Origin of the sequence: Sphingorhabdus sp. EL138 (genome assembly GCF_945882965.1) — a bacterium.
GTDB lineage: Bacteria > Pseudomonadota > Alphaproteobacteria > Sphingomonadales > Sphingomonadaceae > Sphingorhabdus_B.
On sequence record NZ_CAMCWY010000012.1, the window covers coordinates 1 to 25,373 of the forward strand.

Sequence of the window (25,373 nt, forward strand, 5' to 3'; positions counted from 1 at the left end):
AGCTTTACAACCCTAAGGCCTTCATCACTCACGCGGCATTGCTGGATCAGGCTTTCGCCCATTGTCCAATATTCCCCACTGCTGCCTCCCGTAGGAGTCTGGGCCGTGTCTCAGTCCCAGTGTGGCTGATCATCCTCTCAGACCAGCTAAAGATCGTCGCCTTGGTAAGCTTTTACCTCACCAACAAGCTAATCTTACGCGGGCTCATCCTTAGGCGATAAATCTTTGGTCTTTCGACATCATACGGTATTAGCACAAATTTCTCTGAGTTATTCCGTACCTAAGGGCAGATTCCCACGCGTTACGCACCCGTGCGCCACTAGACCCGAAGGTCTCGTTCGACTTGCATGTGTTAAGCATGCCGCCAGCGTTCGTTCTGAGCCAGGATCAAACTCTCAAGTTTGATTCAAAAACCAGACTGGCACGGATAAATCCGCAAACCAGCAAGGCTCGAACTTTCAGGCGTTGTTCCTGCACAAATTACTATACATGGTGTATAGGACATTATGTGCGAACAGCTAATTTTTAACCAAGCACCCGGGGCCTAAAAACCCCCGGACCTGGCGCCGTCGCCCACATGTCCCTTCATCTAAATATCACAATGTCAAAGAGCCGAACTGGTTTTACACAGTTACCACCGACAAAAAAGCGGACACCTATGGTTCCCTGATATTGCTACCAGAGGAGTAGGTGACCCGTATGTTGGCGACCGAACCGCGGAAACGCTTGCTTCCCGTCCGGTGAGAGGGCCTCTAAAGTGACTTCAGGATTCGGTCAACCGCCATTTGCAATTTTATTACAAAAAAAATGCACTATTGTCGTAAATTGACGGTTTTCTGGGGTTTTTAGCCAATCGGGCGGCTTGCGATATCGTAGCGTGGTGTAAGGAATATGCCCATGGAATGTTCCACATCCGGCTAATAATGGCTGTTTTCAGCTAGTTTGTGCGGTCGAGTCTCGGCCAATCCAATATTTGAGATAAGAATCGCTCCATCAACCCAAATCTCTAAAGTAAGGCTGGGTTCTCCAGCCCCCATATTATGCCTTTAGCAAGCCAATCTCTATCAACCGTTCACGCAGATAGTCATCGGCCAGAATCGGGTCGGGGTAACGATTGGGGTTTTGCGCGCTTACACATTGCGGCAAGGTCGCAATTGGAAAGTCCGACCGCAAATGCAAGAAGAAGGGCATTGAGTAGCGGCTAAACCGCGACCGCGCGCCTGTCGGGTTCGCCACACGGTGCGTCGTCGATGGCAGCATATGGTTGGTCAACCGCTGCAACATATCGCCTACATTGACCGCCAAGCCCCCTGGCGGCGGGGAGACGTCCATCCAGCTGCCATCGGGGCGAAAAATCTGCAGACCTGCCTCCTCTGCCCCCAGCAGCAGGGTGATGAGGTTAATGTCCTCATGCGCGCCTGCCCGGATGCAGCCTTCGGCATCGCCAGCTATGGGGGGATAATGCAATAGGCGTAAAATAGAGTTCCCGTCCGCTATCGCTGGATCAAACCAGTTCGCGGGTAAATCAAGATAGCGGGCAATCGAAGACAAGATCCGCGCGCCGACCTTATCCATCTCTGCAAAGAGCAGTTGAAATGTCTCCTTAAACTCAGGGACGTCCGGCCAGATGTTGGGCAGCATTGATCCGGCAAGCGGGCTGTCCGGTGCAACGTCGCGACCGACATGCCAAAATTCCTTCAGGTCATGAAAGTCCGCGCCCTTGGCAATTTCGGTTTTGAACGGTGTGTAACCGCGCTGGCCAGCGATGGCGGCGTCAAAACCCGCTCGCTTTTGCGATTCAGCTTGTTCGAACAACGCCTTCGTCAGCGCCCAAGCCTTTGCAACCAATGCGGGATCAAGGCCATGATCCACCACGGTTGCAAAACCATATGTTTGAAACGAGCTACCAAGCTGTTGTCCAAGGGCATCGGCATCGCCGATGAGTGAAATTACGGGCATAACTGTCATGGACAGCGCAATACTGCCTGCCTTAAAGGCTTGCCAGCGAAAAGGAGTGACAGGTGGTAAAACAATTTTGGCTAATGAAGTCGGAACCCGACGTTTACAGCTATGACGATCTGGTGGCTGAGGGCGAAGGTACATGGGACGGCGTGCGCAATTATAGCGCCGCGAATAACTTACGTACGATGAAGGTCGGCGATGAAGCCTTTTTCTACCACAGCAATATCGGGCTTGAGATTGTTGCCATCATCACGATCAGCCACGCGCATTTCATTGACCCCACCGATGAAAAGGCGCGCTTTGTTGCGGTGAAGGTCAAACCGTCGCGCAAATTGAAGCAACCGGTCACGTTGAAAGCTATTAAAGCGAACCCCAGCCTGGCCGAGATGGAAATGCTTCGGCAGTCACGGCTATCGGTTGCGCCGGTTCGTGCGACCGAATGGAAAGAGATATTGCAGATGGCTGGCGAATGAGCGCGCTTCGAATCGCAATATTGAGCCCAACGCCAGAATATGAAGAAAACTGGTCCCATATAAAGGCAGACTATACCCAGCTGCTCGGCGACAGTGCCAGTTTCATTGATTGGACCAAGGCGGACGACTTTAGCGGCTTTGACCTTGTCACGCCCCTGCTCGCTTGGGGCTATCCGCGTGACTGCCCGCGTTGGTTTGCTTTGCTTGACCGGTTGGAGGCGAAAAAGATCCGGGTGAGCAATCCGGTCAGCATATTGAGATGGAACAGCGATAAGGCCTATCTGGCCGAATTAGACGCGGCCGGCATTCCTTCCGTCCCAACAATATGTAGCGCCCTACTCGACAGGGTCGCACTTGAAGAAGCGCGGAAAACCTTCAACGTCGAAACCTTAATCGTCAAGCCCCCCATATCGGGCGGAGCAGACGGAACTTTCCGATTGGAACGCGACGATGCGGTGCCGGATTCGGTCGCTGGCCAGCGCATGATGATCCAACCTTATCTGCCCAACATTACCGAAGAGGGCGAATATTCGCTCTTTTATTTCGCAGGTGTCCTCAGCCATTCCATCCTCAAACGTCCCGCCAAAGGCGACTTTCGCGTTCAGGAACAATATGGTGGTCAAGAAGAGGCCGTCACTGCGCCTGAAGGCGCGCTGACACTGGCGCAGCGCGCATTTACGGCCACGGCTAAGATAACCAAGACCCAAACATTGGCCTATGCGCGTGTCGATATATTGCGCGATGGTGACGGCGTTTTCCGCCTGATGGAACTGGAACTTATAGAGCCATCTTTGTTCCTGCGCTTTGCGCCCGATGCAGGCGCGGCTTTTGCCAAAGCGTTAGTTACGGGGGTTTAACCGCTGCATCAGCCGGAACCAACGGCCACCCGCGTGGTTCCCTTGTCGTACCCGCCCGCAGTTCCCGCGAGGCCGGATAACACCGAAAGGACGTGCTTTATGGGCGAGTTAACAGACAAGGCAAAGGGTCTCGGCAACGAAATCATAGGAAACATCAAGCAAGCTGCGGGTAAGGCATCGGGCAATGAGCGCCTGCAAGCCGAAGGTATGGCGCAAGAACTAAAAGGCGAAGGCCAGAATTTTAGGGGCAAAGTAAAGGGCGTGATCGGCGACAAAGTCTAAGTCCCGTTCATTCCCAAGAAAGGGCCGCCCGCAAGGCGGCCTTTTTCATGTCCGGCCTGCTTCAGACCTGACGATAATCGGCGGTTATCACGCCGCAATCGCGCAGCTCCGCCTCATGGCCCGCTTCGCGCCAGCTCTCCGTCAAGGCGTCTTTTTCCCACGCCAGCATCGGTGCGAGGCCAAGCATATGGTCTGCCCATTCTTTGCCCGCATGGCCCACATCCAATCCATATGTGCGCACCCGAAATGCCACAGGCGCGAAAAAGGCATCCACCGCAGTAAAGTGGCGCCCGGCTAGAAATGGGCCGCCAAAACTGTCGAGCCCTTGCCCCCATAATTCGGTCAGGCGCGCCACGTCGCGCTTCAACGCGGCAGACATGGGCTTGGGCTGAACGCGCACCCCGACATTCATTGTGCAATCGTTTCGCAAAGCGGAAAAGCTGCCATGCATTTCCGCAACCGCGCATTGCGCCCACGCCCGAGCAGCCGGATCCGTAGGCCAGACGCCTTCGTGCAGATCGGCCAGATATACTGTGATGCCAAGCGAATCCCACACCGTCCGCGCGCCGTCCAGAAGCACGGGCACTTGGCCAGTCGGTGAAAATGCGCGGAATGCATCATAATTGCTTGCCGCAGCAAAGGGCTCGATGCGGTCGTCAAACGGGATGCCAAGCACCGTCATCAGCACCCAAGGCCGCAAGCTCCAGCTTGAATAATTACGATTCGCGGTAATCAGCGTGTAGCCCATGTCAGTCGCCCTCTCAGATTCCGAAGCAAAGCCAAGCGCTTACTGATTCTGTTAGTCCAGTTCCAACCAGCGCGAGTCTATCCGTTTATGGTAACTGTCAAACACGGCAAATGGAATGCGGAAGGGTGTGCCCCAATTACTGTTCCACATGGCGACAACACCAACATGAGCGGCTGGATCAAAAATCATGGTTGCGCGGTAGCCGTCAACGGCGCCGGAGTGTCCCACAAGCATATTGCCGTCATATTTGAAGCTGCGCCAGCCAAGGCCATAACGCGCCTCAGAATTAGCCTGCCGCAATGCGCCGCCATAAATCCGCGCCGTATTAACACGCGGCGATTGCGCAATCCGCAGCGTCGATTGGGGCAGCACATCGGGGCGATCGCCCATTGTCGCCTGCATCCAACGGGCAAAATCGACTATATTACTTTCAACACCCGCAGCCGCCGGGACCCGCCAATAGGTATCTTTCACGGGACGGACGATGCGGCCATTATGCGGGCGCGCCCAATCTTTCGCATTGGTGAGGCCAGCCATGCCGAAATTGGCGCTGTTCATACCCAAGGGCAGAAAGAAGCGCTCGCTCACCGCGGCGGGGTAAGACCGCTTAGCTGCCTGCTCCAATATCTCGGTCACAGCGTCAAAGGCCACATTCTGATATGTGTGGCACGAACCCGGCTGACACTGCAACGGGGCGCTGGCCAGACTGGCACGCAGCGCACGTGGATCCTCGCCATCCTCCAACCGTTCGTCATAGGCGTTTTTGGTGAGGCCGGTTTGCTGGGAAAGCAATTGCGCGACGCTCAAACGTGATTCTGCCCCGTCGGGCAAGCGCAACGTCGTATGATGACGCGATACTGGCCGATCCAAGTCAAGGAGGCCTTCGTTCGAAAGTGTCGCGGCCATGGTCCCCGCGACGGTCTTGGACACCGAAGCCCATCGGAAAACCGTTGCGAGTGTCACCGGCACGTTGGTATCCCGGTCAATCACGCCATATGTGCGGACAAAACGCAGTTCGCCATCTTCGACAATAGCAATGGCAAGCCCCGCCATTTCCGATCTTTGGGCCATGGCCGCAAATTGTTGATCTAGTTGGGCATAATGAATTCGGCCGCGCCATTCGTCCGGCTGGTCCGGCAAATTCGTCTGCGGTTTAATAAATTTACGCAATATTGACGCGACCTGATTATCATCAGGTGCGGAGCGCATGGCATACAAGCCAGTCAGTCCCAACACTATAACCGCAATCAAGGCTGATAAAGTCCGCCACATGTTACGGGTCAGATCGCAACCTCAAAATGCGCCGTTGTCTTTGCCCGCACATCGTCAACACTGACGCCGGGCGCGACCTCAATCAACGTGAACGCCGATGCTTTGTCAGCCCGCTGAAACACGGCGAGATCGGTTATGATCATATCAACGACGTTTTTGCCCGTCAGCGGTAACGTGCACGCCGGAATGAATTTGGGCGATCCGTCCTTGGCATTATGCTCCATCACCACGATGATCTTCTTGACGCCAGCAACTAGGTCCATCGCCCCGCCCATGCCCTTGATCATCTTTCCAGGAATCATCCAATTGGCGATGTCACCATTTTCTGCCACTTCCATCGCACCTAAGACGGTCAAATCAATATGCCCGCCACGGATCATCGCAAAGCTGGCCGCGCTGTCAAAATAGGCGGTCTGCGCAAGCTCGCTAATCGTCTGCTTACCTGCGTTAATCAGGTCGGCGTCTTCTTCGCCAGCAATGGGAAACGGCCCGATACCCAACATGCCATTTTCCGATTGTAGGGTCACTTCGACGCCGAGCGGAATATGGTTTGCGACCAAAGTCGGAATGCCAATGCCAAGGTTCACATAATTTCCGTCGCGCAGTTCTTTCGCCGCGCGGGCGGCCATATCATCACGGGCCCAGCTCAATGTATCAATCCATCTTCATCGGTGGTTGGGTGCTCGGTTGGCAAATCGGTCGGGTTGGCACGCTCTGCGTCTACACCCTCCCAAATCCGCGCCAACGCTTCGGCCTCGGATATTCCATTGGCACGCGCCCAGGTTTTGGCGCCGTGGCGAATACAATCCACCAAAGCGATGCCATAACCCGTTGGATCGCCGCCAACTGGAACAGGGTTGATAAAGCAGGTAACTGGCCGACCCTCCTTGGTCCAAACGCGCAAGAACTCGCGGCTGTCCCCAAGCATATCGGAATAAGGCACAAGGTCGATAGGAACGGGCTTGTCCGCCATCACGCATCCTCCCTTTCGCGCACAGTACGGAATTCAATTTTTTTGTCATAAGGTGCACCAATGATCATACGCTGCACATATACGCCGGGCAAATGGATGCAGTCGGGGTCAAGGCTGCCGACTGGCACCAATTCTTCGACCTCAACCACACAAATCTTGCCACAGGTCGCGGCGGGCAGATTGAAATTGCGCGCGGTTTTGCGAAAAACTAGGTTACCGCTTTCATCTGCCTTCCAAGCTTTGATGATCGATAGGTCGGCAAATATGCCTCGTTCGAGGATATATTCCTCGCCGCCAAAATCTTTCACTTCCTTGCCATCAGCGACCAAAGTGCCAACACCCGTTTTAGTGTAAAAGCCCGGAATGCCAGCACCACCAGCGCGCATGCGTTCGGCCAAAGTGCCTTGCGGGCAGAATTCTACTTCCAACTCACCCGCCAGATATTGCCGCTCAAATTCTTTATTCTCGCCAACATAAGACGAAATCATTTTCTTGACTTGCTTGGTGCGCAGCAGCTTGCCGATGCCTTCATTATCAATGCCGGCATTGTTCGACACGAAGGTCAAGCCAGTGACCCCGCTGTCGCGCACGGCGTCCAACAAGCGTTCGGGAAGCCCGCAAAGACCAAAGCCGCCGCTTGCAATCAATATGTCGTTTTTCAATACGCCTTCGAGCGCCGATTTTGCATCGGGAAAAAGTTTTTTCGCCATGAAATGCTCCAAATAATGGACGAGACGGAACTGTCCTGCGCCTAGACCCCAAGTGGCGTGAAGGTCAACGCCAATAGCGCGCCTAAATCCTGCAAAGCCTGATCACCGCTTGTGACTTTAATTGCGGCCATCCCCATAGCGGCAGCCGGTTTGCAGTTGATGCCAAGGTCATCCAGGTAAATGCATTGTGAAGGCTGGACCGCCAAGGCCGCACACATCATGGCATAAATGCGCGGGTCTGGTTTGCGCACCCCTGCCTTGCTCGATTCAATGATATGGTCGAACCGTTCCATGACCGCAGAGATCGCCGCTGCTTTCTCATCACTCCCGGCCATGCCAGCGCCTTTGCCAGACGGCACATTGTTGGTGATGCACCCAAGCGCAAAGCCCTTGGTCTTCAACACATCCAGTGCGGCCACCATATCCGGGCGGATGTCACCCGATAGGCAGGCAATCACCGACGCGCCATCAAGCTTATGCCCCAAGACCAACGCTTCGGCGGCGAACAGCGCGTCAAATTCCGCTGCGTTGCATTCTGCCCGTTCAAACTTCGCCCAGGCATTATTGTCTGGATTGATGGAATTCACGCGCCGTACAAAATCCTGGGGCAGGCCCCTTTCCGCTTCCATGCGGTTAAAGGCCTCAAAAGGTGACGAGATGATCACGCCGCCGAAATCAAAAATTACAGTATTAAATGTCATGTGATGCCTCAGGCGATTGTCGTGCCGAACAGCGAACCAATCGCTGCAGTCGCTGCCATTGCAATTGCGCCCCAAAAGGTCACTCGAAAAATAGCTTTGCCCATCGGCGCGCCGCCCGCTTTCGCGCCGACGCCGCCCAGAATGGCAAGGAACAAAAGCGCCGCAATCGAGACACTCCAGCTCAGATAGGAGGCAGGCGACAATGGCACCATCGCCAAGGGCAGCGCCGCGCCGATCGCGAAGGCACAAGCCGATGCCATCGCCGCCTGCACGGGTCGCGCAGCGGCATGCGTCGCCATGCCAAGCTCATCGCGCAAATGCGTCGCCAGCGCGTCATGCGCGGTCAGCTTGTCCACAACTTGTTCGGCCAGCGCCCGGTCAAGCCCGCGCGCTTCATAAATGCCGACCAGCTCTTCGCGTTCCTTTTCTGGGATAGTGGCGAGCTCTTCTGTCTCGCGGGCCCGATCGGCATTTTCGGTATCGGACTGTGAACTGACCGACACATATTCACCCGCAGCCATCGACATCGCTCCAGCCACGAGGCCAGCAATCCCGGTCATCAATACTGTCACAGGCGGAGCTTGCGCCGCCGCCACGCCAACAATCGGGCTCGCCGTCGACACAACGCCGTCATTCGCGCCAAGGACCGACGCCCGCAACCAGCCAATGCGGTCAATGAGATGCGCTTCCTTGTGCCGAGGCATGTACCGGTTTCCAGTGCTAATGTTGCAGCTTAAGCCCCGGCCGCGCCCATCGGGTTTTAACCAGACGCCCGCTGCCCGACAGGCATATGTAGGCGTCCATCATATCATCGCCGCCAAAAGCAATGTTGGTTGTAAAAATATCATCGGTGCCGACAAATTCGACCAGATCGCCTGTCGGTGAAATGACACTGATCCCGCATTCGCCGATGGTCGCAACGCAAATATTGCCATTTGCTTCCATGCCAAGGCTGTCAAAGAATTTATATCCTGCCGGGCGGTAAACTGGAATACCCGGACCGCCGGGGCCAGCATCGCCAGCGACCTTGCCGGGCGCGGTGATGTTGAACTTCATCAAGCGGCAGGTGTAGGTTTCGGCGGCGTAGAGCGTGCTGCCATCAGGGGACAAGCCAACGCCATTAGGGTTGTTTGAAGGGAAGATGACTTCTTCCAAATGGCTGCCGTCGGCCTTGGCATAGAAAATACCGACGACATCATGACTGCGCTTGGCATAGTCGACCTTGCCATGATCGGTGAACCAGAACCCGCCATGCGCGTCGAACACGATGTCATTCGGCCCACGCAAGCTGCACCCGTAGTCGCCCGATTTATACAATATTTCGACCTCGCCAGTTTCGATATCGATGCGTTCAATGCGGCCGCCTGAATAATCGTTCGCGATGCCATGCGGCGCAAGAAAGCCATCGGCCTCGATATATTCGAACCCGCCATTGTTGCAGCAATAGAGCTTACCATCCGGCCCCATCGCCAGGCCATTTGGCCCACCACCGGGCTTGGCGATAACGGATTTGCTGCCATCGGGGTGTATGCGCGTGATTTGTCCTTGCGCGATCTCCACCAAGATGACGCTGCCGTCGGGCATAACTACGGGTCCTTCGGGGAAGCGAAGCCCATCGGCGACCAATTCAAACTCAGCCATATATTCTCTCTCCTTTACACACGACTATCGCGCATTCATCCTCTAATCGATTAGGCAGGCTCTCGCGCTGGCGCTGATCGGTCTCCTGCACCAAGCTCGGCTTGCATATAGACCGTGGCAAGCCAGCGCCCGAATTTACGTCCAACGTTGCGCATACGTCCGGCATGCGTGAACCCCAGCTTCCTGTGCAAAGCAACCGAGGCGGGTTCGCCGCCGCCAATGACGGCAATCATCTGACGGAAGCCGCAATCGCTTGCTTGCGCCATTAAAGCGCGCATCAATTGCACGCCCACGCCCTGCCCCACAAAAGCTGAATCGACATAGATCGAATCTTCGCAGGTGTAGCCATAAGCCGGTCGGTCCCGAAACGCGGTCACAGAGGCATAGCCCATGATCGTTTCGGCACGCTCCGCCACGATGAACGGCCATCCCTTGGACAATATATCGCGGATCTTCTGTTCCGTCTGCGCGCATGTGCGCGGCTCTGTATCAAAGCTGGCAGTGCTGTTGCGCACATAATGCGCATAGATGCGCGCAATAGCTTCGGAATCCGCCGCGCGCGCAGACCGCACCGCCACTTCCGTCAAAGCTTGCCCCGCATCACTCATGCCCCTTGGCTGACATAATCTTTTCTGCATTGAAAGTTTTTTAACATGTTTGATGCACATCAATGCATTTGCCGCGTTTAGAATGAGGATAAGTCCTGTGAGACCGGCGCATCACTTCCGGCCGTTCAGTAAGGAAATGGCAATGAAATCTATCATGGTACATGCTGGCGGGGATACCGCCTTTGAAAGCCGATTGCAGGCGGGGCTTGAACTTGCACGGCGTTTCGACGGGCATATGTCGCTCATATTGCCTCGGCCGACGCAAGATTATGTCGCGTTCGACATGTTCGGCGGCGCGCATTTCGTCGCCGAGGCCTTTGAAGCAGCGGAAAAAGAGCGCGAAAAGCTATGCATGCGAATCGATGCGCGGTTGAAGGCTGAGGATGTACCATGGGACTGGCAAATGTTTGATGGCACTACGTCGGACGCACTGATCAACGCTGGGCGATTGGCGGATGTCCTGGTCATGTCGCTGGATACGGCGGGCACTGCTCGCGCTTGGATTAGCGATGTGGTGACGGCATCGCGCACCCCGGTTCTGGCGTTCCCTGCGAAAGCCGCGCCGCTGTCCTTCGACCGGGCCATGGTGGCATATGATGGCGGTTTTGAAGCCGCCAATGCAGTGCGTGCAGCCTTGCCATTGCTGCAAGCTGCATCAGTTGTCCGCATATCGGAGATCGGAATAGTGCCGGAGCAATTCCCCGTCACCGACGCGGCGACCTATTTGTCGCGCCACGGCATCAATGCCGAAATCGCAGTTGCCGCAAAAGGCGATCAGAGCGTTGAGGAAAGGCTTTTGGCAGAGGCGTATGCATGGGCACCCCACTTCCTCGTGATGGGTGCTTATGGTCACGGACGGTGGCGTGAGACCTTGTTTGGCGGAGTGACGCGGTTCATGCTTGGCGCGCTTGGCATCCCGGTATTGCTCGCCCATTAGGCCGGGGCCCAAACAAAGCTTGGCTTTTGCCCCCGTTCCATGCCAGCGTGCACGAAACAAGAGGGACTTCAGTGAAGCACGATGTAGCCGCAACAGCACGACCCATGGGGTTCTGGATGGCGCTCGCTTTGGTCATGGGCAGCATGATCGGGTCGGGCGTATTCCTGTTGCCCGCAAGCCTTGCGCCCTTGGGGTGGAATTCCGTCATTGGCTGGGTGATTACCGTGTCCGGCGCGCTTTGCGTAGCGGCGGTTTTTGGCGCGCTCAGTAAAGCATTGCCTAAGGCTGGCGGGCCTTATGCTTATACAAAGGCCGCTTTTGGCGATGGTGCGGGCTTTGCAGTTGCCTGGGCGTATTGGATTTCGATGTGGGTCGGTAATGCCGCCATAGCAACAGCGGCGGTCAGCTATCTTAGCCAGCTATTCCCCGTCGTTGGCACCCACGGCGTGTCCGCCGCCGTTACCATATCCATCGTATGGGCTTTCACGCTAATCAACATTCGCGGCACCAAATTGGCAGGACAAGTTCAGGTCGTCTGGACGATTGCCAAGTTGCTGCCGCTTATCGCGGTTATTGGCCTTGCCGCTTATGTGTTAGCGGTTCAAGGCACCGGCGTTGTCCGCAGCTTCGAACTGGCAGATATTTCGACAGCAAGCATTTCGACGGCTACTATTTTGACCCTCTGGGCAATGCTTGGTCTTGAATTGGCGACAGTACCCGCAGACAAAGTGCAAGACCCTGAACGCACCATCAACCGCGCGACCTTATTCGGAACCGCTGGCGCCGGCGGGATATATATTTTGGTCTGCTCAGCCGTCGTCCTGATGTTGCCTGTGGCAATCACCAGCGCGTCTGCGGCGCCATTTGCCGATTTTGTGAGCGTCTATGCTGGCACCAACGCTGGCACCGCTATCGCTGCCATTGGCGCAATCAGCGCGCTTGGTGCATTGAACGGGTGGATCATGTGTCAGGCAGAATTACCTGCCGCTTTAGCGCGCGATGGCTTATTTCCAGCGTTCATGGGCAAGGCGACCACCAATGGCACGCCGCGCAACGCGCATCTGTTCTCCACCAGCCTGTTGACGCTCGTCATCCTGATGAACAGCAGCCGAACGATGGCATCGATGTTTGAATTTCTCATATTGCTGACCACGGCGATCGTGCTGGTCATGTATTTCGGTTGCGCAGCGGCCGCGTTCCGGCTCATCCAGACGGGCATATTGAAGGTAGGCGCAGGGTTTAAAGTCATCCTGTTGCTGGCCGCCATATATTCCTGCTGGACGATATATGGCGCAGGCACCGAAGCATTGCTCTGGAGCATTGCCTTATTGCTCGCGGGTTTTCCGGTTTTCTGGCTATTGCGGCTTGCAAGGGGTTCCAAAGCTGTCACCTGACGCCTACATCCAAAGCACAATAATTTTGCAGGAAAACCGATGAGCTATTCCACTGATTTGGGCCTATATATTGACGGTAGCTGGCGCACAGGCGAAGGCCGCGACACGCATTCGGTCATCAATCCGGCTACGGGCCAGACGCTGGCCGAATTACCGTTGGCGACGACTGCTGACCTTGATGAGGCACTTGCCGCCACGGCAAAGGGCTTTGCGCATTGGCGAAGCGTGGACGTGAACGCCCGCGCGGCCATATTGCATAAGGTCGCTGACCATATTCGCGAACGTGCAGAACCAATCGCGGTCATGCTCACGACCGAACAGGGCAAGCCGCTGGCCGAAGCGCGCGCTGAGGTGCTGTCCTGTGCCGCGCAATTCGACTATTTCGCAGAGGAAGCCAAACGCAGCTACGGACGCGTGCTTGTGCGACCAACAGGGCAGCGGGCGTTGGTCTTGAAACAACCCGTAGGGCCAGTGGCCGCATTTTCACCATGGAACTTCCCGGTGAACCTGATGTGCAAGAAAATGGCGGCTGCGTTAGCCGCAGGATGCTCAATCATCGCCAAGCCGCCCGAAGAAACACCCGCAAGCACCAGTGCAATCATGCAATGTGTCATCGACGGCGGCGTGCCGGGTAATGTTGCGCAATTGGTCTATGGCGTACCCGACATGGTCAGCCGCCATTTGATTGCTTCCCCTATCATCCGCAAGGTCAGCTTCACTGGGTCAGTGCCCGTCGGCAAACATCTGCTCAAGCTTGCGGCAGATGGCGTGAAACGGACCACCATGGAACTGGGCGGCCATGCGCCAGTGCTCATTTTCGACGATTGCGACCTTGAAAAGGCTATCACCTTGTCCGCCACGACCAAGTTCCGGAACGCTGGCCAAGTGTGCATTTCGCCCACACGTTTTTATGTTCAAGAGGGCGTCTATGAACGCTTCGTAGCTGGCTTTGCCGCGCATACGAAAAAGGTTCTCGTCGGCAATGGCCTCGATGCTGGAACCGTCATGGGGCCATTGGCCAATGGGCGGCGGCCATCGGCAATCGCGGCCTTAGTCGAGGATGCGACGTCAAAGGGTGCAAAGCTGCTGACCGGCGGATCACGGGGCAACCAAGGCTTTTTCTTCGCGCCGACCGTGTTGTCCGACGTGCCGATGTCGGCAAAGGTCATGGATGACGAACCCTTTGGCCCCGTGGCATTAATGCGGCCATTCAAGACCTTTGACGAAGCGGTAGAACAGGCAAATCGCCTGCCCTTCGGCCTTGCCGCTTATGCGTTCACCGAAAATGCACGCCAGGCCAACCTCGTCGCCGACGCGCTGGATACAGGGATGGTTGGCCTCAACAGCTTCGTGATCTCAATGCCTGACGCGCCCTTTGGCGGCGTGAAAGAATCAGGCTTTGGCAGCGAGGGCGGTCCCGAAGGACTTGATAGCTATTATGTGACAAAAGCAGTGCACCAATATTGATAAAGCAGCAGCTTTATCTGTGCGCTGGCTTGTTGGCCGTTGCCGTCGGCACGGTGGGCATTGTCCTGCCTTTGCTGCCGACAGTGCCGTTTATGATCTTGGCGGCATTCTTTTTCGCGCGCAGTAGCCCAGCGCTTGAGGCGCGGCTGTTGCACCACCCTAAATTTGGACCTCATCTTGTGGCGTGGCGGGAAAAGGGCGCCATTAGCCGGCGCGGAAAATGGTCAGCGACCATCGCATTTGGTATCAGTATCGCCATCGGCTTTGCGGCTTTGGCGTTGCCATGGTCGCTTGTGCCCGTGGGAACGGCCGTGCTTTGCCTTGGTTGGATTTGGCTTAAGCCAGAGGCTTAGGGTCAGGACCTAAATGGCGGCGTCGCGTATAATCGCCGTCCCGGCCGCGCGCTGTTTTTTCAGATCAGCTTTCAACTTGGCCGGGTCGCGCGCCAAGACGAAACCAAAGCTCACTCCGCCTTCCTTACCGATGGTGGCATGGTGCAGCTTATGCGCCTGCACCAAGCGTTTCGCATAGCCACTGCGCGGAACATATTTGAAATAGCGTTGATGCACGAGGCCATCGTGGACGACCGTGTAAATGATGCCGTAAAACATGACGCCAAGGCCGATCCATGTCGCAGGTTCCCACGCGTCGTTGCCAAGCACTAAAGGGCTGCCGAGTGCAAACAGCGACACGCTGGTGACTGCGCCGACAATGCCATACAGATCATTTTTTTCCAGCGCATGGTCATGCGGTTCATGATGGTCACGGTGCCAACCCCAACCCCAGCCGTGCATGATATATTTATGGCTGGACCAGGCCACCCATTCCATGACGAAAACGGTAGTAAGCACGATAAGGATGATGCTGAAAATGCTCATGGCAACCCTAATAGACGCAAAGTTTTCATTTTTGAAGTGCAAGCTGCGCGGCCTCACTTGATTTCGCTGCAATCGCTTCTATGGCATTTTTATGATGTCCACACCGCAAACCTTATATGAAAAAATCTGGAATGCCCATGTCGTGGAGCAACGCGACGACGGGACTTGCCTGATCTTTATCGACCGCCATTTGGTGCACGAAGTCACTAGCCCGCAGGCCTTTGAAGGCTTGCGCGTTGCCGGACGCCGTGTGCGGCGGCCAGACCTGACTTTGGCAGTGCCGGATCACAATCTGCCGACAACGGCGCGCTTGGACGCCAATGGCAACAGTATCCCGATTGCTGACCCCGAAAGCGCGCAGCAATTGGAAGCACTGGAACGTAACGCGCCGGAATTCGGTATCGCTTATATCAACGCCACCGATGTTAAGCAGGGCATCGTCCACGTCGTCGGTCCGGAACAAGGTTTTTCCTTGCCCGGAGTGACACTTGTCTGCGGCGATAGCCATACTGCCTGTCATGGCGGTTTGGGGGCTTTGGCCTTTGGCATTGGCACGTCAGAGGTTGAGCATGTATTGGCCACCCAAACGCTGCAGCTCAGCCAGTCCAAGTCGATGGAAGTCCGCGTTGAGGGCGAACTTGGCCCCGGCGTCTCGGCAAAGGACGTTGTTTTGCATATTACCGGCGTGCTGGGTGCGTCGGGCGGGACCGGCCATGTCATTGAATATACAGGCGCCGTCATTCGCGCGCTGAGCATTGAGGGCCGCTTGACCATTTCGAATATGGCAATCGAACATGGCGCGCGCGCTGGTTTGGTCGCGCCTGACGATGTAACTTTTGCCTATCTCAAGGGTCGCCCGATGGCCCCCAAGGGCGACGATTGGGACGCGGCTGTGACCTATTGGCGTTCACTCGCCACCGATGCAGGCGCAACCTATGACAAGGTCGTAACCATCAACGCCGCCGACATCGCGCCAAGCGTTACTTGGGGCACAAGCCCAGAGGACGTGTTGCCAATCACGGGCATCGTTCCCAATCCGTCGAGCTTTGCCGATCCATCCAAGCAAGCAGCGGCCAAAAAATCGCTGGAATATATGGGACTGACCCCCGGCACGCTGATGACCGACATTTCGGTGGAAAATATCTTCATCGGCAGTTGCACCAACAGCCGCATTGAAGATTTGCGCGCGGCTGCTGCCGTGCTTAAGGGCCGCAAAAAGGCGGATAACATCAAATGGGCAATCGTCGTGCCCGGCAGCGGCCTTGTGAAGCAAATGGCAGAAGCCGAAGGGCTTGACCGAATATTCATGGACGCGGGCCTCGAATGGCGTGAGCCGGGTTGTTCGGCCTGCTTGGGCATGAACCCCGACAAGGTGCCTGCCGGAGAGCGTTGTGCATCCACCAGCAACCGCAATTTTGTCGGACGGCAGGGTCCCGGCGCGCGCACGCATTTGGTCAGCCCGGCTATGGCGGCTGCGGCTGCCGTCACAGGCAAGCTTACCGATGTGCGCACGTTGATGGCCTGACATATAACGCCGCTATTTGCAGTTGCGGGTTCAACCTTGCGCAAAGATAAGCTATTCTCTTTACTTGCGACAGAAGCCAAAGCTAAGGTTTAGCCCATCAAGGACGAGACATATGACCGATAAAAAATCCGATGGCGACGACAAATGGTCGACCACAGCAAAAGTTGGCGCAGCCGTAGGCTCCGCTGCGTTGGTGGCCGCATTATTATATGCAGGACGACGCAGCATGACTCAGAAAAAGGGCAAGCTTGAACCCATGTCCCCGGACCCCGAAGTCCCGCCAATCAGCCAAAATCACTCAGAAACGGAAACGGACTAAACGCATGCAGCCTATCAGCAGCGTTAAGGGTAAGGCCTATCCGCTTGGGCTGAAAAATGTCGACACCGACATTATCATTCCGGCAGTATGGCTGAAAACCATAAGCCGGTCCGGGCTTGGCAAGGGCGCGTTTCAAACGCTGCGCGGCGTGGCGGGCAATGTATTTGATGATCCGGCATATGCAGGCGCGCCTATATTAATCGCCGGTGACAATTTCGGTTGCGGGTCAAGCCGCGAACATGCGGCTTGGGCTATGGCTGATCTGGGTATCTCGGCGGTCATTGCGCCCAGCTTCTCCGACATATTTTCCGGCAATGCCTTCAAAAACGGCCTACTGGCCATCGTCCTGCCGCAGGACGCCATTGATCGCCTCATGGAAGTGGCAAAAACGGATGATATCCACATCGATCTCGAAACCCAGACCGTAACGACGCCGTTTCAAGACCGCTTTGCATTTGAAATTGACCCCTTTCGCAAACATTGCCTCATAAACGGAGTCGATGAAATCGGCCTTACGCTCAAAAGCAGCGACGCCATTTCGGCCTATGAAAACAAGATATCGGCAAGCCAGCCCTGGCTGTCGCCCAACCAAGCCTAGGAGAGAGACATGCGCGCTTTATTATCCACCGCCAGCGGCGGCCCCGAAACGCTCGTTATGGGCGAATTGCCTGCGCCAGCTGCTGGCCCCGGCCAAGTCGTCGTTGCGGTAAAGGCATGTTCGATCAACTTCCCCGACACGTTGATGATTGTCGACCTGTATCAGTTCAAACCAGAACGCCCCTTTGCGCCTGGCGGCGAAATCGCTGGTATTGTCGAAGCGATTGGCGATGGCGTCAGCGGATTTGCCATTGGCGACCGCGTGATCGGCCTGTGCGGCAATGGCGGGCTGACCGAAAAGGTCGCGGTCGCAGCGTTCAACTGCTTCAAAATGCCGGACGCCATGTCGTTTGACGATGGTGCTTCGTTGCTGATGACCTATGGCACGTCGATTCATGCGCTTAAGGATCGCGGGCATATGAAGGCGGGTGATAATGTCTTAGTCCTTGGCGGGGCTGGCGGTATCGGCATTTCGGCAATTGAGTTGGCAAAGGCCTATGGCGGCCGCGTGGTTGCAGGTGTTTCCAGCGAAGCGAAGGCGGAGATCGCGCGTGAGGCTGGCGCCGATGAAGTTGTGGTTTACCCCCATCAGCCGTTCGATAAGGACCAATCCAAGGCCGTGGCCGAAATGTTCAAGGCCGCAGCCGTCCGCGATGGCTTCAACATCATTTATGACACTGTCGGCGGAGATTATAGCGAGCCTGCGGTGCGCGCCATTGCATGGGAAGGAAAATTTCTGGTCGTTGGCTTCCCCGCCGGCATCGCCAAGCTACCGTTGAACCTGACATTGCTGAAAAGCTGCGACGTTTGCGGCGTCTTTTGGGGTGCCTTTGCCGCGCGCACGCCACAAAAGAACCACGCCAACATTTCGGAATTGTTCGATCTCTATGCCGCGGGCAAAATCAAGCCACGTATTTCGGAGACATTCGCCTTGGCCGATGCCGGGACCGCGATCGCCCGACTCGGTGACCGCGCGGCGGTGGGGAAGCTGGTGGTGCACATTTGAGGTGCATCAGCCTTGTTGATTGAAGGCAAAGCCATTATCTTGGGCAGGCAACAGATAGGAACTGCAACATGACAAGTTTCGACAACCGCGAGACCGCTTTTGAAAACAAGTTTGCGCATGACGCAGAGATGCAGTTCAAAATAGCTGCCCGCCGAAACAAGCTGCTTGGGCAGTGGGCCGCCGAAAAAATGGGTCTTACGTCAGAAGAAACCACCGCTTACGCTACTTCCGTGGTGCAAGCGGACTTTGAAGAAGCGGGCGACGAAGATGTCGTGCGCAAGCTGCTGGGTGATTTGACGTCGGCAGGTGTTGAAGTCGACGATGCCATGATCCGCCGCGCGCTGGAAGACAAGATGGTCGAAGCGCGCCGCCAGTTTATCGAGGCCGCATAATGGCAATGCAGGCCGACGAAATTGAAGGCATGATTAAGGCCGCTTTGCCTGATGCATTGGTCGAAATTACCGACCTTGCAGGTGACGGCAACCATTATGCCGCGCGCGTAGTGAGCGACAGCTTTCGCGGGCTACCCCGCGTCAAACAGCATAAGGCGGTTTATGACGCGCTGGGCGGACGAATGGGCGGCGTTTTGCATGCCTTGCAGCTTACGACAGCCATTCCTCAGAATTAGAATTTTTGGAGTATTATTCATGAGCGTTCACGACCGGATCGAAGAGATCGTCAAAGGCAATAATGTTGTTCTGTTTATGAAGGGCAGCCCCCTGTTTCCGCAATGTGGGTTTTCGAGCAAGGCGATAGCCATTCTGGACCATCTCAACGTCGCTTATGAAAGCGTCGATGTGCTGCAAGACATGGAAATCCGCGCCGCTATTAAGGATTATAGCGATTGGCCAACAATCCCGCAGCTTTACGTTAAGGGCGAGTTTCTGGGCGGTTCCGACATTATGATGGAAATGTACGACGCTGGCGAATTACAGGAATTGGTTGAGACCGAAGGTTTGGCAAAGCCAGCATAAGCTATCGACTTCTTGTGGCGCTCCAGGGCGTCACAAGAAGGGTTTTGCTCTATGCGGCCGATACGGCGCTTGCCTCGGCGCGCTGAATGGTCGGCAGCAACCAATGTAACCAAGCCAGAGCGAGCATGTAGGACGCCGCAGCAAAGATAAACACCGGCGTGAAACCCAACCCCGCCGCCAAGACGGCGCCTGTCACCAGCTGGATCAAGGCGCCACCCATATTGCCCATGAATGCGCCAAAGGCGGTAACGCGCCCAACCTTGCCGCGCGGCACGACGTCGGTGATGATCGAGAATATCGACAATGAAAAACCCTGATGCCCCGCCATCACCACGCCCATCATGATCGCCACGGGCCAGAATGAGTCCAGCGTAAGAACGAAGGGCAAGGGTACGACAATCGCAGCCGACCCAAACATGATCGTCTTGCGCACGCGGTTGACGCTCCATCCCGCCTCCAAAAGCCGTGTTGATAAACAGCCTGCGAACAATGCGCCTGCCCCCGACCCGAAAAAGGCAATCGCCAGAGGAATCGCCAACTCGCTTGTCGTCAGGTCAAATTCCTTGCGATAAAAATCCGGCAGCCAGAAATTGATCAGCCACCAAGTGGCATCGGACAACGCTTTGGCAATCACGATTGCCCATGTACGCCGTTCCATCAATATCGGGCCATAAGGCGCGCCATCATCGGCAAAGTCACGATTGGCGTCTTCGGCCTTATCGTCAAACCTTACGCCCCGCGCAAACCACAGCCACAGCGCCAGCGTTATGAAACCGCCGACCCCACCGAAGATGAGCGCGCCGCGCCATCCCCAGATAGCGGCGATCACGGGGATGAAAAACGGCATGGTGATTGTGCCAAGCCCTGCAATCGCAGTACTTACGCCAAACGCGAACGAGCGCTTGTCGGGTGCGAAAAGCGTGGCGACCGTTTTGATCGTCAGCGGCGTCTGAACGGCCTCCGTCGCGCCAAGGCCAATGCGCGCCGCCACGACTTGCCAGCCAGAAATTGCCCAGCCATGCGCCATTGCCGCAAGGCTCCACGTGGTTACGCCAACTATCATTGAACGCAGCACGCCAATTCTATCAACGAGCCACCCAGTGAACAAGAAAGACAGCGCTGCTGCAACCTGCGTTACAAAGGCGAGATTGGCAAAATCGGTATCACTCCAACCAAGGTCAGCCGCAATGTCCGGCTTCAGGATCGCGATGACTGGCCGGTCCATGGCATTGAAAATGCCGGCGACACACAGCAGCCCAAACAGGGTCCAGCGCAGCGTCGGCGTGATTTGCTTCATGTCGCTTCACCCCACTGCATCATTGTCTCCGCTTGGCCGATAGCGCATCCCGCTTTATGCTGGGACTCCTTACGGACTTGCCTATAGAAGGCAATATGACACCGCAAGACATAAACGCGAATTACATCGCTGACCTCTATGGCGAAACCTACCTCGCAGAGGAGAATCCTCCGCGCGGCAAACGGTTGTTGATCAGCGCCCTGTTTCCGGGACTTGCGGTCGTCGGTATTGCCTCTGTCGCCGCAACTTGGTTTTCCGAACATTATGGCATGCCCGTCATCTTGGCGGGTTTGTTACTTGGCCTTGCCCTCAATTTTGTGTCAGCCGAACAAAAGGTGCATCCCGGGCTTGATTTCTGCGGCACGTCCTGCTTGCGCTGGGGCATTGTTTTGTTGGGCACACAAGTCACCGCGATGCAAATTGGCGGACTTGGTGCGCTCGCATTTTTGGGGCTGATTGGCATCATGTCTTTGGTCATGGGCGCTGGACTTTTAGGCGCGCGGCTTGGCGGGCAAGGCCGCTATGCCGGCTGGTTAGCTGGTGGTGCGACCGCCATTTGCGGCGCGTCCGCAGCCTTGGCGATTTACGCGGTCATTGGGCGCGAGCGCCTCAACCAGTCGCAGTTTACGCTCATTCTCGTTGGCGTGACCTTGGCAAGCGCGGTCGCCATGTCGTTCTACCCACTCATTGCCGCGCAGCTCAATTTCACCGACAAGCAAGCTGGCTTCTTAATGGGCGCTGCGGTACATGACGTCGCGCAATCCTTGGGTGGCGGCTATAGCTTCTCGCAATCGGCAGGAGAGACGGCGACTATCGTGAAGCTATCCCGCGTCGCGCTTCTCGCACCCGCTGTGGCGCTTGTCGGGCTTGCCATCGGATCTAGCGATGGACGCTCCAAAAGTCTGGCTTCCAAACTCAAATTGCCTTGGTTCATCATCGCCTTCTTTGTTGCTGTTGCCGTAAATTCCATTATTGACGCGCCGGGCTGGGTTGCGGAATATGGCTTGATTGCTTCCAAGGCGATGTTGTTGTTTGCGGTGACGGCCACCGCGATGCGATCACGGCTTGATCTGTTGCTTACTCAAGGGTGGAGGGCGTTGCTGCCCGTGATGCTGGCGACCGTTACCGCCTTTGTCACCGCGGCTGCATTTGCATGGGCGTTTTTATGAAGCAGATTATCTATGATTTGGCCGTTATCGGCGGCGGCATTAATGGCGCGGGCATCGCACGTGACGCCGCTGGCAGGGGCGCGAAAGTCGTGCTGCTTGAACGTGGGGATTTGGCGCGGGGCACGTCTTCTGCGTCGACGAAGCTCATTCATGGCGGGCTGCGCTATCTTGAGCATTATGAATTTGCTTTGGTCCGCGAATCCTTAATTGAACGCGAGCGGCTTTGGGCGATTGCGCCGCATATCATCTGGCCGCTGCGCTTCATTTTGCCGCATCAAAAAGGGATTCGTCCAGCGTGGCTCGTGCGGCTTGGCTTGTTTTTGTACGACCATATTGGCGGCCGGAAATTGCTGCCAGCAACCCGGACGGTAAATTTGAAAAACGAGCCTGCCGGCAAACCGCTTAAGCCCGAATTTGTGAGGGCGTTTGAATATTCAGACTGCTGGGTCGATGACGCACGCTTGGTCGTTTTGAACGCCATGGATGCCGCCAAGCATGGCGCAGACATTCGCACCCGGTCCGAAGTCACGCATCTCGAACGTCGCGATGGATTGTGGCATATACACGTTGCAGGGCAAGAACCCCTCCGTGCCCGCGCGGTTGCCAATGCAGCGGGGCCAGCGGTGCTGGACTTGCTCGCACGGACAAATGGGCATGACCGGCCATCAGGTGGCACGATCCGCTTGGTGAGAGGATCGCACATCGTGGTCCGCAAGATGTTCGACACGCCGCAGGCATATTTCTGTCAAAACCCCGACGGCCGCATATTCTTCGCCATTCCATATGAGGATGACTTCACCCTCATCGGGACGACTGATGCCGATCATACAGGTTCGCTTGATGATATTCACGCGACCGCAGAAGAGATTGATTATATCTGCGCGTCGGCTGCGGTTTATTTCAAGCAAGCCATAACGCCTGCCAACGTGCTGTACAGCTTTGCAGGCGTCCGGCCTTTGGTCGATGATGGCTCAGGCAAACCTGAAACAGCATCGCGCGGATATCATTTCGAACTGGATGTCGATGCAGACGAAACGGCACCTATCCTCTCGGTCTTTGGCGGCAAGATAACTACCTATCGGCATCTGGCCGAAAGTGCGGTCGAGCGGCTTTCGAAGCACGTGGCGGTGCTGAAAAGCGAAAGCTGGACATTGCGAAAGTCCTTGCCAGGCGGAGATTTTCCAATTGATGGTGCCGATCGCCTCGCTTCGGATATTCAGCGGGAGCATGCCTATTTGCCCGCCGCACTCGTGCACCGCTGGGTGCGCAGCTACGGAACAAAGACTCGTGCTTTTTTATCAAACGCCAGCGCACTTGCCGATTTGGGCACGGCCTTTGGACATAGCCTCTATGCGGTTGAGGCGGACTATCTCGTCGATCACGAATGGGCGCAGTCCGCCGAGGATATATTGTGGCGGCGCAGTAAGCTGGGTTTGCGTTTCAATACCGAAGAGGCCCAGAAGTTAGAGGATTATGTCGTCAGCCGCCGATGCAACTAGGAATAACTAAGCGATATTCGACCCGCTGCGCCGGGGCGCTTGATATCCCTGCTCAAAACGGCATTGGCCATTTCTGCAATATGGTATCCTTTCTGGCTTGATTTTCACAGTCAAAAGGACCATCTCCCCCCAATCGGAGCAAATTTATCTGATTAGGGTGCGCAACATGCGTTTGTCGAATATGGCCGATTATGCAGTGGTGATGATGAGCGCAGCTTCGCGCCATTGCGGCTCTGCGCGCGTGTCGGCGACCGACCTTGCTGCAGAAACCGGCTTGGCCTTGCCGACAGCACAAAAGCTGGTGAGCATATTGACAAAGGCGGGCCTGTTGCGGTCGGCCCGTGGCACGGGCGGCGGCATCACACTTGCCCGTCCCGCAGCGGCGATCACCCTTGCCGACATCATTGAAGCTGTCGAAGGCCCAATTGCGCTGACCATATGTTGCGATTCGCACAAGCACGCGATGGGCCAGCATTGCGCCAAGGAAGGCAGGTGCAACGTCCAGGCGCACTGGCCAGTGGTCAATAACGCAGTGCGCGGTGCCTTAGCACAAATCAATTTGGCGGGATTAACGCGATGAACGATGACATGGACTTCAAGGATAAGGCCGCGTGGGATGCCGCAGATCGCGTCGCGGATTATGAACATGGCTGGTCGTCGGACATCGAAACCGACTTCGCGCCCAAGGGCCTGACCGAGGATACCGTCCGTTTTATCTCCGCCAAAAAAAATGAGCCCGAATGGATGCTCGAATGGCGGTTAAAGGCGTTTGCGAGCTGGAAAACGATGACGCCGCCCGATTGGGCCAAGCTCAACGTGCCGCCAATCGATTATCAGGACGCATATTATTATGCCGAGCCAAAGGCCAAACCAAAGCTTGGTTCGCTGGATGAGGTCGACCCCGAAATTCTGCGGATTTATGAAAAGCTGGGTATTCCGATAGCAGAGCAAGAAGTGCTGGCCGGCGTCGAAGGCGCGCGCCGGGTCGCGGTAGACGCCGTTTTCGACAGCGTGTCCGTCGCCACCACGTTCCGCGCCGAGTTGGAACGTGCCGGCGTTATCTTCCGCAGCATATCGGAGGCGATTAAGGAATATCCGGAGCTGGTGAAGAAATGGCTCGGCAAGATTGTGCCGATGCGCGACAATTATTTTGCGACGCTTAACTGCGCTGTCTTCTCCGACGGGACATTCGTCTACATCCCCGAAGGCGTGCGTTGCCCGATGGAGCTCAGCACCTATTTCCGGATTAACGCCGAAAATACCGGCCAGTTTGAACGCACGTTGATTATCGCCGATAAGGGCAGCTATGTCAGCTATCTCGAAGGCTGCACCGCGCCGATGCGCGACGAAAACCAATTGCACGCCGCTGTTGTTGAGCTTGTTGTGCTCGACGATGCCGAAATCAAATATTCGACTGTGCAAAACTGGTATCCCGGCGATGCCGAGGGCAAGGGCGGCATCTATAATTTCGTCACCAAGCGGGCTTTGTGCCAAGGCCGCAACAGCAAAGTTTCATGGACTCAGGTCGAAACCGGCAGTGCCGTTACTTGGAAATATCCAAGCTGCGTTTTGAACGGCGAGAATTCAGTGGGCGAATTTTACTCGGTCGCGGTGACCAACAATTACCAACAGGCCGACACCGGCACCAAGATGATCCACAATGGCAAGGGGTCGCGCTCGACCATCGTGTCAAAGGGCATCAGCGCGGGGCATAGCAACAACACCTATCGCGGACTTGTCCGCGTCGCGCCAAATGCCGAAGGCGTGCGCAACTTCACCCAGTGTGATTCGCTGCTGCTTGGGTCTTTGAGCGGCGCACACACCGTGCCCTATATCGAAGTGCGCAACCCAAGCGCGCAGATTGAACATGAGGCGACGACGTCTAAGATCAGCGATGACCAAATGTTTTACGCCCAAGCCCGCGGCCTGAACGCCGAAGAGGCCGTCGCGCTGATCGTCAACGGCTTTGCCAAGGAAGTGTTGCAGCAACTGCCGATGGAATTCGCAGTTGAAGCGCAGAAGTTGCTGGGTATTTCGCTTGAGGGGAGTGTGGGATGAGCCCGTTATCACGCGACGTCCGCACA

General features: G+C 56.1%; 30 protein-coding genes and 1 rRNA gene. 18 read left to right on the plus strand and 13 right to left on the minus strand.

What is annotated here, in order from left to right:
- A 16S ribosomal RNA gene (locus Q0N43_RS06640) occupies positions 1-403 on the minus strand; the annotation flags it as partial.
- Between the two features lie 635 nt (positions 404-1,038).
- Positions 1,039-1,968 carry a 2OG-Fe(II) oxygenase family protein gene (locus Q0N43_RS06645; RefSeq protein WP_295444286.1) on the minus strand — a complete coding sequence of 310 codons (930 nt, stop codon included), beginning with the start codon at positions 1,966-1,968 and terminating at the stop codon, positions 1,039-1,041.
- A gap of 53 nt (positions 1,969-2,021) precedes the next feature.
- On the opposite strand from Q0N43_RS06645, the gene Q0N43_RS06650 reads away from it, so the two are divergent.
- The 3 genes from Q0N43_RS06650 (at position 2,022) to Q0N43_RS06660 (ending at position 3,574) form a co-directional block, all read left to right on the plus strand.
- Positions 2,022-2,435: an EVE domain-containing protein gene (locus Q0N43_RS06650; protein WP_295444289.1), complete on the plus strand. Its 414-nt coding sequence runs from the start codon at positions 2,022-2,024 to the stop codon at positions 2,433-2,435.
- Positions 2,402-3,292: a hypothetical protein gene (locus Q0N43_RS06655; protein ID WP_295444292.1), complete on the plus strand. Its 891-nt coding sequence runs from the start codon at positions 2,402-2,404 to the stop codon at positions 3,290-3,292. The genes Q0N43_RS06650 and Q0N43_RS06655 overlap by 34 nt, the downstream gene beginning before the upstream one ends.
- Positions 3,293-3,391: 99 nt before the next feature.
- Positions 3,392-3,574, plus strand: a complete 183-nt coding sequence (locus Q0N43_RS06660; RefSeq protein WP_295444295.1) for a CsbD family protein — start codon at positions 3,392-3,394, stop codon at positions 3,572-3,574.
- Between the two features lie 61 nt (positions 3,575-3,635).
- Here the strand turns inward: Q0N43_RS06660 and Q0N43_RS06665 are convergent, their stop codons facing one another.
- The 9 genes from Q0N43_RS06665 to Q0N43_RS06705 form a co-directional block, all read right to left on the minus strand.
- Positions 3,636-4,322, minus strand: a complete 687-nt coding sequence (locus Q0N43_RS06665; RefSeq protein ID WP_295444297.1) for a glutathione S-transferase family protein — start codon at positions 4,320-4,322, stop codon at positions 3,636-3,638.
- Between the two features lie 51 nt (positions 4,323-4,373).
- Positions 4,374-5,531 carry a serine hydrolase domain-containing protein gene (locus tag Q0N43_RS06670; protein ID WP_295444300.1) on the minus strand — a complete coding sequence of 386 codons (1,158 nt, stop codon included), beginning with the start codon at positions 5,529-5,531 and terminating at the stop codon, positions 4,374-4,376.
- Positions 5,532-5,602: 71 nt separating this feature from the next.
- On the minus strand, positions 5,603-6,244 hold the full coding sequence (locus tag Q0N43_RS06675; RefSeq protein WP_295444303.1) for a 3-oxoacid CoA-transferase subunit B: 642 nt from the start codon (positions 6,242-6,244) through the stop codon (positions 5,603-5,605).
- Complete coding sequence (locus Q0N43_RS06680) at positions 6,241-6,567, minus strand: DUF5076 domain-containing protein (protein ID WP_295444306.1); 327 nt, start codon at positions 6,565-6,567, stop codon at positions 6,241-6,243. The genes Q0N43_RS06675 and Q0N43_RS06680 overlap by 4 nt, the downstream gene beginning before the upstream one ends.
- Positions 6,567-7,277, minus strand: a complete 711-nt coding sequence (locus tag Q0N43_RS06685; RefSeq protein WP_295444309.1) for a CoA transferase subunit A — start codon at positions 7,275-7,277, stop codon at positions 6,567-6,569. The genes Q0N43_RS06680 and Q0N43_RS06685 overlap by 1 nt, the downstream gene beginning before the upstream one ends.
- 41 nt (positions 7,278-7,318) lie before the next feature.
- Entirely contained in the window at positions 7,319-7,978 is a 660-nt protein-coding gene (locus Q0N43_RS06690; protein ID WP_295444311.1) for an HAD-IA family hydrolase, read from the minus strand.
- 8 nt (positions 7,979-7,986) lie between these two features.
- Positions 7,987-8,682: a VIT family protein gene (locus Q0N43_RS06695; protein WP_295444313.1), complete on the minus strand. Its 696-nt coding sequence runs from the start codon at positions 8,680-8,682 to the stop codon at positions 7,987-7,989.
- Positions 8,683-8,698: 16 nt separating this feature from the next.
- The gene (locus Q0N43_RS06700) at positions 8,699-9,619 is read right to left on the minus strand and encodes an SMP-30/gluconolactonase/LRE family protein (protein WP_295444316.1); all 921 of its coding nucleotides are present in this window, start codon (positions 9,617-9,619) and stop codon (positions 8,699-8,701) included.
- A 50-nt stretch (positions 9,620-9,669) separates the two neighbouring features.
- The gene (locus tag Q0N43_RS06705) at positions 9,670-10,227 is read right to left on the minus strand and encodes a GNAT family N-acetyltransferase (RefSeq protein ID WP_295444319.1); all 558 of its coding nucleotides are present in this window, start codon (positions 10,225-10,227) and stop codon (positions 9,670-9,672) included.
- 142 nt (positions 10,228-10,369) lie between these two features.
- Here Q0N43_RS06705 and Q0N43_RS06710 point away from each other — a divergent pair, with 142 nt between their 5' ends.
- From Q0N43_RS06710 to Q0N43_RS06725, 4 genes are all read left to right on the plus strand, one after another.
- On the plus strand, positions 10,370-11,164 hold the full coding sequence (locus Q0N43_RS06710; RefSeq protein ID WP_295444321.1) for a universal stress protein: 795 nt from the start codon (positions 10,370-10,372) through the stop codon (positions 11,162-11,164).
- Between the two features lie 71 nt (positions 11,165-11,235).
- Positions 11,236-12,558, plus strand: coding sequence for an amino acid permease (locus Q0N43_RS06715; protein ID WP_295444323.1), 1,323 nt, complete (start codon positions 11,236-11,238; stop codon positions 12,556-12,558).
- A 39-nt stretch (positions 12,559-12,597) separates the two neighbouring features.
- Complete coding sequence (locus tag Q0N43_RS06720) at positions 12,598-14,025, plus strand: NAD-dependent succinate-semialdehyde dehydrogenase (protein WP_295444325.1); 1,428 nt, start codon at positions 12,598-12,600, stop codon at positions 14,023-14,025.
- Positions 14,025-14,378: a YbaN family protein gene (locus tag Q0N43_RS06725; protein WP_295444537.1), complete on the plus strand. Its 354-nt coding sequence runs from the start codon at positions 14,025-14,027 to the stop codon at positions 14,376-14,378. The genes Q0N43_RS06720 and Q0N43_RS06725 overlap by 1 nt, the downstream gene beginning before the upstream one ends.
- Before the next feature lie 9 nt (positions 14,379-14,387).
- Here the strand turns inward: Q0N43_RS06725 and Q0N43_RS06730 are convergent, their stop codons facing one another.
- Positions 14,388-14,903 (minus strand): sterol desaturase family protein, encoded by a 516-nt coding sequence (locus Q0N43_RS06730; protein ID WP_295444328.1) that lies wholly within the window; start codon positions 14,901-14,903, stop codon positions 14,388-14,390.
- Positions 14,904-14,997: 94 nt separating this feature from the next.
- Here Q0N43_RS06730 and leuC point away from each other — a divergent pair, with 94 nt between their 5' ends.
- The 7 genes from leuC (at position 14,998) to grxD (ending at position 19,324) form a co-directional block, all read left to right on the plus strand.
- Positions 14,998-16,428, plus strand: coding sequence for a 3-isopropylmalate dehydratase large subunit (leuC, locus tag Q0N43_RS06735; RefSeq protein WP_295444539.1), 1,431 nt, complete (start codon positions 14,998-15,000; stop codon positions 16,426-16,428).
- Between the two features lie 112 nt (positions 16,429-16,540).
- The gene (locus Q0N43_RS06740) at positions 16,541-16,747 is read left to right on the plus strand and encodes an isopropylmalate isomerase (RefSeq protein WP_295444330.1); all 207 of its coding nucleotides are present in this window, start codon (positions 16,541-16,543) and stop codon (positions 16,745-16,747) included.
- 4 nt (positions 16,748-16,751) lie between these two features.
- Positions 16,752-17,345 carry a 3-isopropylmalate dehydratase small subunit gene (leuD, locus tag Q0N43_RS06745; RefSeq protein WP_295444333.1) on the plus strand — a complete coding sequence of 198 codons (594 nt, stop codon included), beginning with the start codon at positions 16,752-16,754 and terminating at the stop codon, positions 17,343-17,345.
- Positions 17,346-17,354: 9 nt separating this feature from the next.
- Positions 17,355-18,350, plus strand: coding sequence for an NADPH:quinone oxidoreductase family protein (locus Q0N43_RS06750; RefSeq protein ID WP_295444336.1), 996 nt, complete (start codon positions 17,355-17,357; stop codon positions 18,348-18,350).
- 68 nt (positions 18,351-18,418) lie between these two features.
- Positions 18,419-18,742, plus strand: a complete 324-nt coding sequence (locus Q0N43_RS06755) for a DUF1476 domain-containing protein (RefSeq protein ID WP_295444338.1) — start codon at positions 18,419-18,421, stop codon at positions 18,740-18,742.
- Positions 18,742-18,978, plus strand: a complete 237-nt coding sequence (locus Q0N43_RS06760; RefSeq protein ID WP_295444341.1) for a BolA family protein — start codon at positions 18,742-18,744, stop codon at positions 18,976-18,978. The genes Q0N43_RS06755 and Q0N43_RS06760 overlap by 1 nt, the downstream gene beginning before the upstream one ends.
- A 19-nt stretch (positions 18,979-18,997) precedes the next feature.
- Complete coding sequence (grxD, locus tag Q0N43_RS06765; RefSeq protein WP_295444344.1) at positions 18,998-19,324, plus strand: Grx4 family monothiol glutaredoxin; 327 nt, start codon at positions 18,998-19,000, stop codon at positions 19,322-19,324.
- 49 nt (positions 19,325-19,373) lie between these two features.
- On the opposite strand, the gene Q0N43_RS06770 is transcribed toward grxD, so the two are convergent.
- On the minus strand, positions 19,374-20,621 hold the full coding sequence (locus Q0N43_RS06770) for an MFS transporter (protein WP_295444347.1): 1,248 nt from the start codon (positions 20,619-20,621) through the stop codon (positions 19,374-19,376).
- 95 nt (positions 20,622-20,716) lie between these two features.
- On the opposite strand from Q0N43_RS06770, the gene Q0N43_RS06775 reads away from it, so the two are divergent.
- The 4 genes from Q0N43_RS06775 (at position 20,717) to sufB (ending at position 25,347) form a co-directional block, all read left to right on the plus strand.
- Positions 20,717-21,790, plus strand: coding sequence for a putative sulfate exporter family transporter (locus Q0N43_RS06775; protein ID WP_295444350.1), 1,074 nt, complete (start codon positions 20,717-20,719; stop codon positions 21,788-21,790).
- The gene (locus Q0N43_RS06780) at positions 21,787-23,289 is read left to right on the plus strand and encodes a glycerol-3-phosphate dehydrogenase (RefSeq protein ID WP_295444353.1); all 1,503 of its coding nucleotides are present in this window, start codon (positions 21,787-21,789) and stop codon (positions 23,287-23,289) included. The genes Q0N43_RS06775 and Q0N43_RS06780 overlap by 4 nt, the downstream gene beginning before the upstream one ends.
- 166 nt (positions 23,290-23,455) lie before the next feature.
- Positions 23,456-23,869 carry an SUF system Fe-S cluster assembly regulator gene (locus Q0N43_RS06785; protein ID WP_295444356.1) on the plus strand — a complete coding sequence of 138 codons (414 nt, stop codon included), beginning with the start codon at positions 23,456-23,458 and terminating at the stop codon, positions 23,867-23,869.
- Entirely contained in the window at positions 23,866-25,347 is a 1,482-nt protein-coding gene (gene sufB / locus Q0N43_RS06790; protein ID WP_295444359.1) for a Fe-S cluster assembly protein SufB, read from the plus strand. The genes Q0N43_RS06785 and sufB overlap by 4 nt, the downstream gene beginning before the upstream one ends.
- Positions 25,348-25,373: the final 26 nt, after the last annotated feature.